We start from the raw sequence: 11,818 nt of genomic DNA, 5'->3' as shown, positions 1-11,818 counted from the left end.
TCTGCTAATGAGGCGTTATGAAAGTTTTTCGCAAGAATCGGGCAGAATCCCAGAAACCGTTTTCGTTCAGAGCGCCTGTATAAATCCCGGACAAAAAAAAGGCCAGCAAAACGTGCTGGCCTTTTGCTTATTGAAGCTTAGAAGACATTGAACGGGTAGTCGACGATCACCCGGTATTCATCGGTGTCCTGATCCAGCACGCCGTAGCCGTTGCCTCCACGGTTGGTCGCCCATTGCAGGCGCAGCGCCAGGTTTTTGGCCTTGCCGCCCTGAACCACGTACTTGAGATCGATGTCGCGCTCCCAATGCTTGGCGTTTTTGCCGTCAGCGCTGTACCACGAGGCATAACCGCGGCTGTCCGGATCGACCTTGGTCAGGTCCAGTTCACCACGGGAGTAGGAGACCGCCGAGGTCAGGCCGGGTAGGCCGAGCCCGACAAAGTCATACGCGTACTTGAGTTTCCATGAGCGTTCGTTGGGGCCGTTGAAGTCCGAATACTGCTGGGAATTGTCGAGGAAGACGCTGTCGCCCTGGCTGATGTAGTCGAACGGCGTGTTGCCGTTGACCCGCTGATACGCGGCGGTGACGCTGTGATTGCCCACGCCGACGGTGAAATGCAGGCTGTAGGTGTTGTTGTCGATGTTGCCCAGCAGCGCATCGCCGGTGTCTTGCGTGTGATAGAAGTGCAGGCCCGGGTTGAGGCTGACCAGGTCGTTCAGCGCGTAGGTGTAATCCAGGTCGTAGTAGTACTGGTTCCAGATGTCCTTGAGTTCGGAAGCATAGAGGCTGCTGGTCAGCCCCGGCAGACCGCTCCAGGCGACGCCGGCCCAGTTCAGGTGCCGGCTTTCGTCACCTTCGGACAGACTGCCATAGGACGTGCCTATTCGGGTGTGTCCGCTCTGGTTGTAAGGCTTGGTAAAACTCGCCTGGCCCCCTTCAATCATCCAGCCGTCAAAACTGTGGTTAGTCAGGCTGACGCCGCGAAAGGTCTGGGGCAGCATGTGGGTTTCGCCGCCGGCGATCACCGGGTTGGCGAGGAACAAGTCACCGGCCTTCAGTTCGGTATCGAAAGAACGCATTTTCAGGGTGCCACCCGCCGTCGAGAACGAGCCCGGCGCTTTGCCGTTGCCATCGCTGATCGGCAGGATGCTCGACCCGTCGGTACCGCCACCGCCGTCGAGCTTTAGCCCGAGCATGGCGTGGGCATCAACGCCGAAACCGACGGTGCCCTGGGTGTAACCTGATTCGAAAATGCCGAGGAAACCCTGGCCCCATTCAATGTTGTCGTCCGCCTGCTGCAGGCGATTGCGGTTCATGTAGTAGTTACGGGCGTTGAGGTTGAGGCTCGAGCCTTCGACAAAACCTTCGGCGTTTGAGTCGTCTGCGGCGTGAGCAGCAGGCGTCACCGTTGCAGCAATTGCAATGAACAACGGGCTGAATCTAAGAGAGAAACGCACTAGCGGTAAAGCTCCTTGGGTCAACTAAGAGCCTCATTGTATTGAGACTAAAAATGCTTCTTGTTAGGGGAGACGAACTAAAGCTGTTTAAAACCACAACGAAAAAAAGCCGCTGAAAGCAGCGGCTTTGAACAACTTTTCAAAGGGAAGAACCGATGAAAAGTGTCGAGGGAAACAGAGCGATACTTAACAATCAGCTGTCTTTCTCAACCCGTGGCTGGGCTTGAGCAGTCGACGCTTGAGGGGTTTGCGCAGCTTCCTGAGCCTTGGCCGTCATTTCGCTCTGATTCTGTTTGAATGCAGCAGCGCGTGCGGAATTTTGCGCGACGAACGTCTGCGACTCTTCAGCGATGGCGAACGGAGACAGAAACAAAGAGGACAAAACGAACGCGCTGGCAATACCCATAGTGTTGGACATCTTTAAAACCTTCTTGCTTGGCAAGTGCTGTTTGGTGCGGCAACGATAAGGGGGTTTGGAGAAGGGAAAAAGAGCGGATTCATGAAAGGACTGTTGCGTGATAGGAAAGAGTCGAGCTTTGCGTTGTTGCGAAAGGGCCACCCCTCACCCCAACCCTCTCCCCAGAGGGGAGAGGGGGAAAGGGAGCCGATCTTCGTAGTTTTCGAGCCTGAGTTCGGCTCGGGCGTTCAGGTCGATGTAGCTCCAAGAACAACTCGGTCAGTCCCCTCTACCTCTGGGAGAGGGTTAGGGTGAGGGGGATCTCGAGTCGAACTCTGTCAGACGGGAAGATGAATCCCAAACGTATTCATCCCGTGATCACTGCGCACAAACACATCCCCCCCATGCATCAACGCAATCGCCTTGACGATCGCCAGCCCCAGCCCATGGTTGTTCCCACTGTTGCTGCGCGATGCATCGACCCGATAAAAACGCTCAAACAATCGCGACAAATGCTCGCTGGCAATCGGCGACCCAGGGTTCGCAACCCCGATGCTGACCTGATGCTCCTCAACCTCGATCCGTACCTGAATCACTTGCCCAGGCTCGGTGTGTTGCACCGCGTTACTGAGCAAATTGATCAACGCCCGGCGCAAATGCGCGATCTCGATTCGCACCTGCGCGTCACCACTGACCTGCACCTGAACCTGTGCGTCTTCCAGAATGAAATCCAGATATTCCAGGGTCGTGGCCACTTCATCCGCCAGCGAGGTGGAGGTCAGTTTGGTGGCCTTGCTGCCCTGATCCGCGCTGGCAAGAAACAGCATGTCATTAATGATCGAGCGCAGTCGCTCTAGCTCTTCAAGGTTCGATTGCAGCACCTCAAAATAGTGTTCGGCGGATCGCCCGCGAGTCAGTGCCACCTGGGTCTGGCCGATCAGGTTGGTCAGCGGCGAGCGTAGTTCATGGGCCACGTCCGCGTTGAACGACTCAAGGCGTGAGTAAGCCTGTTCAACCCGCTCCAGTGTCGAGTTAAACGAATTGACGAACTGATTCAATTCCGGCGGCAGCCGTGACAATTGCAGGCGACCGGACAACAGCGGCGGGGCTAGCCGCTGGGCTTCCTGGGACAACTTGATCAGCGGCTTGAGGCCGATCTGCGCCACCCAGTAACCGAGGGCCGACGCCAGCAACACGCCGATGATCGCCAGGCTGATCAGGGCAATCAGCAAATGGTGCTGAGTCTGCAAAAACGTCTCGGTGTCGATGCCGATCATGAAGCGCAACGGCGGGCGTTGATCCTTGGCGGGGAACTGACTGACCAGCACTTTGAGTGGATAAGGTTGATCCGGCAGTTGCAAGTCGCGCATGCCCAGCGGCCCTTCGGCGAAGGCGCGGATCTGCGGCGTCAGGTTGCCGTATTCGTAATGCGGATCGCCGCTGATAATCCAGAAGCTGATGCGTTTGTCTTCTTCACCGAGCAGCTTGAGCTTGTTGTTGATCTTCACCCAATGCTCGGGCGTGCCGTAACGGCCGACCGTTGATTCGAGCACGCTGTAACGTGCGTCCAGTTCAGCCTCGGGCAGCAAACCCAGACCTTTATCGACCTGTTGATACAGCGCCCAACCAATCAACAGAAACACCAAAAGCGCCACCAGCGTGAACATTCCGCTCAAGCGCAGCGCAATCGAGTTACTGGACACCGCGGCTCTCCAGCACATAACCCATGCCACGAATTGTGTGCAGCAGTTTCTCGTCGAACGGCCCGTCGAGCTTGGCGCGCAAGCGTTTGATCGCGACTTCGACGACGTTCGCGTCGCTGTCGAAATTGATGTCCCAGACCATTTCGGCGATGGCGGTTTTCGAAAGAATTTCACCCTGACGGCGGGCCAATACGCTCAGCAGCGAGAACTCCTTGGCGGTCAGGTCCAGGCGGGTGCCGGCGCGGGTCGCTTTGCGGCTGATCAAATCTATCCACAGGTCGGCGATGCTCACTTGCACCGGTTCGTGACCGCCGCTACGGCGGGTCAGCGCTTGCAGGCGCGCCACCAGTTCGAGGAAGGAAAACGGTTTGCCGAGGTAATCGTCGGCACCGTCGCGCAGGCCTTTGATGCGGTCTTCCACACGCTCGCGGGCGGTGAGCATGATCACCGGGGTTTGCTTGCGCGCACGCAAGGCGCGCAAAACACCGAAGCCGTCGAGGCCCGGCAGCATGACGTCGAGGACGATCACCGCGTAGTCGCTTTCCAGGGCCAGGTGCAGGCCTTCGACGCCATCGCGCGCCAGGTCCACGGTGTAACCCTGTTCCGTCAGACCGCGGTGCAGATAATCCGCGGTTTTTTCCTCGTCTTCGATAATCAGAACGCGCATGACCCCGCCTCAGTCTGTGGTCGTCAGCGCCAATACGGGCGCTGGTTTTTTGGGCCGATGGAATAGCCGCTCCAGCCACAAGTATATGACCGGAGTGGTGAACAGGGTCAGCGCCTGGCTCACCAGCAAGCCGCCGACGACCGCGATCCCCAAAGGTTGGCGCAGTTCGGCGCCGGTGCCGTAGCCGAGCATCAAAGGCAGCGCGCCGAGCAGGGCGGCGAGGGTGGTCATGATGATCGGCCGGAATCGCGTGATACAGGCCTGGTAGATCGCCTCTTCCGGTGACAAGCCACCTTTGCGTTGGGCTTCGAGCGCGAAGTCGATCATCAGGATGCCGTTCTTCTTCACGATCCCGATCAGCAACACCAGCCCGATCAGCGCCATGATCGAAAAGTCATGCCCGCAAATCCACAACATGATCACCGCGCCGAGCCCCGCCGACGGCAGCGTCGAGATGATGGTCAGCGGATGGACGAAGCTCTCGTAAAGCACGCCGAGAATGATGTACACCGCCACCAGCGCCGCCAGGATCAGCCATGGCTGACTGGCCAGCGAACTCTGGAACGCCTGGGCCGCACCCTGGAAGTTGCCGCTCATGGCGGCCGGCATGCCGATTTCGGCCTTGGCCTGGTTGAGCATGATCACCGCATCGCCCAGCGCCACACCGGGCGCCAGGTTGAACGAAAGGTTGGCGGCCGGGAACATGCCGTCATGGGCGATGGACAACGGACCCACGGTCGGCGCATCGAATTTCGCCAGCGCCGACAGCGGCACCATTTCTCCGCTCAGGGGCGAGCGCAGGTAGAAATAGTTGAGGCTTTCGGCCTTGCCGCGCTGCTTGGTGTCCAGTTCCAGAATCACGTTGTACTGGTTGACCTGAGTCTGGAACTCGTTGATCTGGCGCTGACCGAAGGCGTCGTACAGCGCTTCGTCGACATCGCTGGCGGTGAGGCCGAAACGCGCGGCAGCGCTGCGGTCGATGCTGATGTGGGTGATGCTGCCGCCCAATTGCAGGTCGTTGGAAATGTCACGGAACGCCGGGTTACTGCGCAGTTTTTCCGTGAGGCGCTGGGTCCAGGTGTTCAGAGTCGCGCCGTCGTTGCTCTTGAGGACATATTGATACTGGGCGCGGCTTGGGCCGGAGCTGAGGTTGATGTCTTGCCCGGCGCGCAGGTACAGCACGATACCGGGGACCTTCATCAGTTGCGGACGAATCCGGTCGATGAACTGGCTGGCTGACACGTCGCGGTCGCCACGTTTTTTAAGGGAGATCCAGAAGCGACCATTGGCGATGGTCTGGTTGCTGCCCGAGACGCCGACGGAGTGGGAAAACGCCTCAACCGCCGGATCCGCCGCGACGATTTCGGCCATCGCCAAGTGTTTTTTCACCATGTCGCCGTAGGAAATATCGGCGGCTGCTTCGGTGGTGCCAAGGACGAAACCGGTGTCCTGCACCGGGAAGAAACCCTTCGGAATAAAGATGTAACCGGCGATGGCCAGAACGAGCGATAGACCGAACACACCAATCATAAACTTCTGATGGGCGAGGGCGCGACGCAGGCCTTTCTCGTACCACGTCAGCAAGCGCTCGCCGAAACCCGGTTTGTCGTGGGGGTTATGCACCGGTGCGCGCATGAACAGCGCGGCGAGCGTCGGCGCCAGGGTCAGGGACACCACCACCGAAATCATGATGGTCGAGGTAGCAGTCAACGCGAATTCCTTGAACAACCGCCCGACGACACCGCCCATAAACAGCAGTGGAATAAACGCCGCCACCAACGAGAAGCTGATGGAGACCACGGTGAAACCAATCTCGCCGGCGCCTTTGATCGCCGCCTCGCGCATGCCGTCGCCGGCTTCCAGGTGGCGGTGAATGTTTTCCACCACCACGATCGCATCGTCGACCACAAACCCCACGGCTACCACGATGGCCACCAGCGTCAGGTTGTTCAGACTGAAGCCCATGATGTACATCAGGGCGAAACTGGCGACCAGCGAAACGCCCAGCACCGCGGACACGATCAGCGTCGCCGACCATTGGCGCAGGAACAGCGCCATCACCGCCACCACCAGCATGATCGCGATCAGCAAGGTGATTTCGACTTCATGCAGCGAAGCGCGGATGGTCTGGGTGCGGTCGACCAGCACCTTGACCTCCACCGACGCCGGCAGCATGGCTTCCAGGCTTGGCAGCGCCTCCTGAATGCGGTCCACGGTTTCGACGATGTTGGCGCCCGGTTGCCGGGAAATCACCAGGTTCACCCCGGGCTTATCACCAACCCAGGCTTGCACGTAGGCATCTTCCGAACCGTTGACGACTTTCGCCACGTCCTTGAGGTGAACCGGGGCGCCGTCCTTGTAGGAAACGATGAGTTGGCTGTATTCCTCAGGGTGGAACAACTGGTCGTTGGTCGACAGGGTCGAGATGCTCGAGTCGCCGTATAACGCGCCTTTGGCCAGGTTGAGGCTGGTTTGCTGGATCGCCAGACGAATGTCCGACAGCGTCAGGCCGATGGCCGCGAGTTTGTCGGCCGAGGCCTGTACGCGGATCGCCGGACGTTGCTGACCGGTGATGTTGATTTGTCCTACGCCGTCGATCTGACTGATCTGTCGGGCGAGCAGGGTTTCCACCAAGTCGCTGAGTTCGGTGCCGGGCATCTGGGTCGAGTTGACGCTGAGGATCAGCACCGGGCTGTCGGCCGGGTTGACCTTCCTCCAGGTCGGCAGGGTCGGCATGTCCTTGGGCAGTTTGCCGGCGGCGGTGTTGATGGCTGCCTGCACTTCCTGAGCGGCGGTGTCGATGCTTTTATCGAGGGTGAATTGCAGGGTCAGGTTGGTCGAGCCGAGGGCGCTGCTCGAGGTCATTTGGGTCACGCCCGGGATGGCGCTGAATTGCACTTCTAGCGGCGTGGCCACCGACGACGCCATGGTTTCCGGACTGGCACCGGGCAATTGCGCGGCGACCTGGATGGTGGGGAACTCGGCTTCCGGCAACGGTGCGATGGGCAGGCGCGGGAAAGCGATGACACCGAGCAGCACCAGCGCAAAGGTCAGCAGAATCGTCGCAACCGGATGGTCGATGCACCAGGCAGAGATCGAGCCATGACCCTTCATGGTTTCGGCTCCGATTGGACCACTTGCGCCGGGTCAGTCAGTACCTGGACGGTCGAGCCCGGTTTGAGCCGCGACTGGCCGTCGCTGACCACTATGTCGCCAGGCTTCACGCCTTTGATGATGTTCTGGCCGCTGCCTTGATAGACCATTTGCACTTGTACGGTCTCGACCTTGTTGCCGTTGACCCGGTAGACGAAATGTTGATCGAGCCCGCGTTGTACGACCGTGGGCGGCACCACCAGCGCATTTCTATCCAGGGCTGTCTGAATCTTTACCGTCACCAGCAGGCCCGGCCAGAGTTTCTGCCCGGGGTTGTCGAATTCAGCCTTGGCGCGGATGGTCCCGGTGTTGGCGTTGATCTGGTTGTCGATCAGGGTCAAATGACCTTCGCCGAGCAGATTGCCGGTTTCGCCGTCAGTGTCGGCGCCGATGTAGGCTTTCACTTGTGCGCGTTGTGGGTCGCCGATCAGACCCTGGAGGGTCGGCAGCATTTGTTGTGGCAGGGAGAACTCCACGGCGATCGGGTCGATCTGGGTCACCGTGAACAGCCCTTGGGCGTCGGTCATGCGCAGGAAGTTGCCTTCATCCACCGTGCGAATACCGACACGACCGGTGACCGGAGAACGAATCTGAGTGTAGGAAAGCTGCACCTGAGCGGCGTCGATCGACGCTTGGTTGCCTTGGGCGGTGGCTTTAAGTTGATTGACCAAGGCTTGTTGCTGGTCGTAGGTCTGCTTGGAAACGCCGTCATCGACGCTCAGCAGTTTGTAGCGTTTGAGGTTGACCAGCGCGACTTGCAGTTGCGCCTGGCTTTCCCCGAGTTGCGCGCGGGCCTGGTCGAGGCTGGCGCGGATCGAGCGGTCGTCGATGGTGGCCAGCAGGTCGCCTTTATTCACCCGTTGGCCTTCCTTGACCAGCAATTGGGTGAGGATTCCGTCGATCTGCGGACGCACCACAACGCTGTGCAAGGACAGCACCGAGCCGATGCCGCTGGCGTAGCGGGGGACGTCCTTTTCGGTGACGCTGACGACCCGCACGGGGATGGCGGTAGGGGCGGCGAGTTTTGTCGTGACGGGTTTGGTGGCGTACCACAGGCCCAGCGCTGCCAGAACGATCAGAAGGGCTGCGAGCAGGGCGGGTTTTTTCTGAATTCGCATGCGAGTGGGGCGCCGGGGCTGGGGGTCGGAGTTTTATCTGGTTGATACCTTCCTTTATAAACCTGTTCACCGGTCAGGAAGGTGACGGGTAACTGACGGCGCTGTCAGTTTGGGACATACAAGCGAGCTTGCTCCGGGCTGCGTTCCGACGATAGCGTCAGTTCCGTGAACACAAAACCCGACGGGCTCGCTTGCTGCTTGAAGCTTGCGACTCCCGAGACAGGTATACTGCCGCCTTTCGCGGCTCGCTGACCGGGCCCGACTCTATTGCATCACCCGGAGCTTTCATGACTTCCCCGACACAACCGCCGGTTGCCGACGCTTTGAGCGACGACCAGGCAGACCTGCCAGACAGCGTCGACTCCAGCGCAGACAGCGAAACCAAAGCCGCCGTCCCGGCGTTCAAGTTCCCGTTCAAGCCGGGCGACCTGGCCGCAGCGAAGAACGCCAGTCAGCCCTGGTACAAGAATGGCGCCAAGAACGGCCATACCAAGACCCCCGGCGCAGCACCTCCTGGCACACGTCGTTCGATGGGTAAGCGCTGAGTTTTAAAGTTTTTATGGCCGGACAGTGTCATCGCGAGCGTGCTCGCGATGGGGCCATCACCTGCAACGCATTAAGCCGCGCGCAACGAAATAAACGCATAGTTCACGGGTGTATCTGTCGCCACTTGCGCACCAGCCGCCTGCACGTGTCCGGCAATGTCCTCACCCGACACATGAAACAACCAATCAGCGTGTGACTCCGCCAGCGGCTGTGCCGCAACCTGATCGATGACCCTCGCAAAGGTGGTCATATCCGGCAGATAAGCGGTAAAGCCATCGCCCTTCAGCGCTGTAGTCCGAATCCCCAACAACGCGCAAATCGCATCCTTGGTCCGAATGTCATCGCGATCCGCCTGGCGGGAGCGCTGGATTAATCCGACCAGTTCCTGATCCACCAATTCACCCCCCACAATCAAATCCGGTCCCTTTTCCCACGACTCGGGCGGACATTCCTTCACGGACGTGTTCAGGGGAATGTGCGGATTGATTTCCATCGGGTAGATGCGGCACACCAGCGGCCGGCGTTCGTAGATGCGGCAGAGGTTGTCTTCGTCAAGATTCCGGCAAGGACCGATGTTGTAGGCGGCAAAAGTGATGGCTAGGTACGCCACGGTTGCACCGCTTCGAACCCTCACCGAACGGCGTTCGGCATGTTCGCGTTGCTGCATTGGCAGGCCCAGGCCATTGCCCAGGAAACCTTCCACCAGGACGATCACCTGACCGCCATCGGCCGCCCACATCCGGGCTTCGCTCAGGGTCAGGGGCACGTGGTGGTCGTTGCAGCATTTGCCACAACCTACGCAGGAAAACGTCGTATTCATTGAGCGGCCAGTCGCCTATGAGGGCATGAAACGGCGACAGAATGCCGCCGCAAAGGCCACTGTCGAAGCAAGTTATGCGCCAGTCATTGCGCCTTGGCGGTTGGGCGGATGGAGTCCCATTCGGTGACATAAGTGGTTTTGCTTTTCTTGTTGTAAAGGCACAGCTCGGTGCCTTGCTGGCCTTTCATGTGTTTTTGCGGGTATTGGCCTTGCAACAGAAGTGCGGTGTAGCCAACCCGGTCATCAAACTGTGCGGCGTTGCCAACTGGTTTGGCATTCTTCAGGCCGCTGGCCTTGGTGCAGCTGGCGAGCACGGCTTTGTCGTAGGCGGCCCAGGCGTCGGGGCTGGAGGCGTAGGCCTGAGTGGTCAGGGCGCTGAGGCAGAGGAAGGTCAGGGTTGAGGCTTTCATATTCTGGCATCCGTGGGCGGGTATTGACCTAGGTCTGAGTATGCCCGGCCGGAACCGGTTCCCGGCGGATCACACGCATCCCGGCGCTTTCATACAAACGCTGCGCCCGAAGGTTGTCCTCAAGCACCTTCAAATCTACAAAACCTTCGCAACGCTCCTGAAACACTTTGAAAGCTTGTGCCAGCAATGCGCGGCCTAGCCCGAGGCCCTGAGCTCGAGGATGCACCACCAGGTTTTTGATGTAGGCACTGGTCCAGCACTGGCAAACACCCACAATACCTTCGGCATCCAGAGCGATGAAGCACAGGGTCGGGTCGTATTCCGGATCGGTTTCAAAACGCTGTTGCCAGATGTCCAGTGCCGGCACGCGACCGCCACCTTCCTGATAGCCCAGTTCCATCAAACGATGAACGGCTTCTGCCAGATCGGGACGGTATTCGCTGAGGACGATTCCTTGAGGCCAAGCGATCGCAGGCACAACTTCAGCGAGGTTGCGCCGCATCAGAAAGCAGAAGTCCTTGGCCAAGACTCAATGACCTTGTTCAGCGACAGCCTTGGCCGCTTCGATCAGGCACTTGGTCAATTCCGGAGAGGAGAACTTGGTCAGCACCGCGTTCGCGCCGGCAAGACGGGCCTTTTCGCTGTTCATCGCGCTGTCCAAAGAGGTGTGCAGCAGCACATAAAGGTGCGAGAAATCCGGGGTTTCACGCAAGGTGCGGGTGAAGGCGTAGCCGTCCATTTCCGACATTTCGATGTCCGAAACGATCAGGTTGATCTGCTGGGCCGTACCTTGCAGGTCCAGCAGGCAGTCGATGGCTTCCTTGGCACTGCGAGCGGTGTGGCATTGCAGGCCGAGGTTGCGCAGGGTGTGAACCGATTGCTGCAGCGCAACCTGGCTGTCATCGACCACCAGAATCCGCGCGTTGCCGAGTACTTCGGCGTCTTCCATGCTCAGTTCGGTCGGGGCCGTTTCGATCTGCGCCGGGGCGATGCCATGGATCACTTTTTCGATGTCCAGCACCTGCACCAACGTGCCGTCGACCGAGGTCACGCCCGTGATGTACGAACGCACGCCGCCAGAGCCAAAGGGCGGCGGACGGATGTCGGTGGTCAGGCAGTGGACGATCTTGCTCACCGCTTGAACGTGCAAACCCTGCTTTGAGCGACTGACATCGGTGACGATCAGGCAGCCACCGTTCGGGTCTTCCAGCGGCCGTTCACCGATGGCACGGCTGAGGTCGATCACCGACAACGACGCACCGCGCAGGGTGGCGATGCCTTTGACGTGGGGATGCGACTCCGGCAGCCTGGTCAGCGGCGGGCAGGGAATGATTTCACTGACTTTCAGCAGGTTGATCGCCATCAGCTTGCCGCTGCGCAAGGTAAACAGCAGAAGCGAAAGTGAGTCTGCGCGGGCTTTGTTTGAAGACATAAAAACCTTCTGTGGAAAAAGGTGATGGGTGATCGCGAAGATCGCCAACAGCTATCGATGCCGGGTTATCGACTTGTTGCGGGCAGGCTTTAACAATTCAGGTGAACGGTATGAC

11 protein-coding genes are annotated in these 11,818 nt (G+C 59.3%); 1 reads left to right on the top strand and 10 read right to left on the bottom strand.

The window, feature by feature from the left end:
* Window positions 1–137: 137 nt before the first annotated feature.
* The 6 genes from ACYZT7_RS26780 to ACYZT7_RS26755 all read right to left on the bottom strand — a co-directional run bounded on the left by ACYZT7_RS26780 (window position 138) and on the right by ACYZT7_RS26755 (window position 8,495).
* Window positions 138–1,457, bottom strand: coding sequence for an OprD family porin (locus ACYZT7_RS26780; RefSeq protein ID WP_462038874.1), 1,320 nt, complete (start codon window positions 1,455–1,457; stop codon window positions 138–140).
* Between the two features lie 193 nt (window positions 1,458–1,650).
* Entirely contained in the window at window positions 1,651–1,875 is a 225-nt protein-coding gene (locus ACYZT7_RS26775; RefSeq protein ID WP_462038873.1) for a hypothetical protein, read from the bottom strand.
* Between the two features lie 317 nt (window positions 1,876–2,192).
* Entirely contained in the window at window positions 2,193–3,557 is a 1,365-nt protein-coding gene (locus ACYZT7_RS26770) for a heavy metal sensor histidine kinase (protein ID WP_462038872.1), read from the bottom strand.
* On the bottom strand, window positions 3,547–4,224 hold the full coding sequence (locus ACYZT7_RS26765; protein ID WP_007916978.1) for a heavy metal response regulator transcription factor: 678 nt from the start codon (window positions 4,222–4,224) through the stop codon (window positions 3,547–3,549). Before ACYZT7_RS26765 ends, ACYZT7_RS26770 begins: the two co-directional genes overlap by 11 nt.
* Before the next feature lie 9 nt (window positions 4,225–4,233).
* Complete coding sequence (locus ACYZT7_RS26760) at window positions 4,234–7,338, bottom strand: multidrug efflux RND transporter permease subunit (protein ID WP_462038871.1); 3,105 nt, start codon at window positions 7,336–7,338, stop codon at window positions 4,234–4,236.
* Window positions 7,335–8,495 (bottom strand): efflux RND transporter periplasmic adaptor subunit, encoded by a 1,161-nt coding sequence (locus tag ACYZT7_RS26755; protein ID WP_462038870.1) that lies wholly within the window; start codon window positions 8,493–8,495, stop codon window positions 7,335–7,337. Before ACYZT7_RS26755 ends, ACYZT7_RS26760 begins: the two co-directional genes overlap by 4 nt.
* A gap of 287 nt (window positions 8,496–8,782) precedes the next feature.
* Here ACYZT7_RS26755 and ACYZT7_RS26750 point away from each other — a divergent pair, with 287 nt between their 5' ends.
* Window positions 8,783–9,040 carry a hypothetical protein gene (locus ACYZT7_RS26750; protein WP_282481397.1) on the top strand — a complete coding sequence of 86 codons (258 nt, stop codon included), beginning with the start codon at window positions 8,783–8,785 and terminating at the stop codon, window positions 9,038–9,040.
* Window positions 9,041–9,111: 71 nt separating this feature from the next.
* On the opposite strand, the gene ACYZT7_RS26745 is transcribed toward ACYZT7_RS26750, so the two are convergent.
* The 4 genes from ACYZT7_RS26745 to ACYZT7_RS26730 all read right to left on the bottom strand — a co-directional run bounded on the left by ACYZT7_RS26745 (window position 9,112) and on the right by ACYZT7_RS26730 (window position 11,703).
* Window positions 9,112–9,861: a YkgJ family cysteine cluster protein gene (locus ACYZT7_RS26745; protein WP_462038869.1), complete on the bottom strand. Its 750-nt coding sequence runs from the start codon at window positions 9,859–9,861 to the stop codon at window positions 9,112–9,114.
* 83 nt (window positions 9,862–9,944) lie between these two features.
* Window positions 9,945–10,271 carry a hypothetical protein gene (locus ACYZT7_RS26740; protein WP_462038868.1) on the bottom strand — a complete coding sequence of 109 codons (327 nt, stop codon included), beginning with the start codon at window positions 10,269–10,271 and terminating at the stop codon, window positions 9,945–9,947.
* Between the two features lie 28 nt (window positions 10,272–10,299).
* On the bottom strand, window positions 10,300–10,773 hold the full coding sequence (locus tag ACYZT7_RS26735; RefSeq protein ID WP_462038867.1) for a GNAT family N-acetyltransferase: 474 nt from the start codon (window positions 10,771–10,773) through the stop codon (window positions 10,300–10,302).
* 27 nt (window positions 10,774–10,800) lie between these two features.
* On the bottom strand, window positions 10,801–11,703 hold the full coding sequence (locus tag ACYZT7_RS26730; RefSeq protein ID WP_462038866.1) for a chemotaxis protein CheW: 903 nt from the start codon (window positions 11,701–11,703) through the stop codon (window positions 10,801–10,803).
* Between the last annotated feature and the right edge of the window lie 115 nt (window positions 11,704–11,818).

The organism is Pseudomonas sp. RT4P38 (assembly GCF_054897765.1).
Note: the sequence above shows the minus strand (reverse complement) of the source record. Positions and strands in the feature narration are given on the sequence as shown.

Coding starts and splice junctions, on each gene's coding strand:
- ACYZT7_RS26775 (WP_462038873.1), bottom strand. CDS start 1,875: ATGTCCAACACTATGGGTATTGCCAGCGCGTTCGTTTTGTCCTCTTTG.
- ACYZT7_RS26765 (WP_007916978.1), bottom strand. CDS start 4,224: ATGCGCGTTCTGATTATCGAAGACGAGGAAAAAACCGCGGATTATCTG.
- ACYZT7_RS26760 (WP_462038871.1), bottom strand. CDS start 7,338: ATGAAGGGTCATGGCTCGATCTCTGCCTGGTGCATCGACCATCCGGTT.
- ACYZT7_RS26755 (WP_462038870.1), bottom strand. CDS start 8,495: ATGCGAATTCAGAAAAAACCCGCCCTGCTCGCAGCCCTTCTGATCGTT.
- ACYZT7_RS26750 (WP_282481397.1), top strand. CDS start 8,783: ATGACTTCCCCGACACAACCGCCGGTTGCCGACGCTTTGAGCGACGAC.
- ACYZT7_RS26745 (WP_462038869.1), bottom strand. CDS start 9,861: ATGAATACGACGTTTTCCTGCGTAGGTTGTGGCAAATGCTGCAACGAC.
- ACYZT7_RS26740 (WP_462038868.1), bottom strand. CDS start 10,271: ATGAAAGCCTCAACCCTGACCTTCCTCTGCCTCAGCGCCCTGACCACT.
- ACYZT7_RS26735 (WP_462038867.1), bottom strand. CDS start 10,773: ATGCGGCGCAACCTCGCTGAAGTTGTGCCTGCGATCGCTTGGCCTCAA.
- ACYZT7_RS26730 (WP_462038866.1), bottom strand. CDS start 11,703: ATGTCTTCAAACAAAGCCCGCGCAGACTCACTTTCGCTTCTGCTGTTT.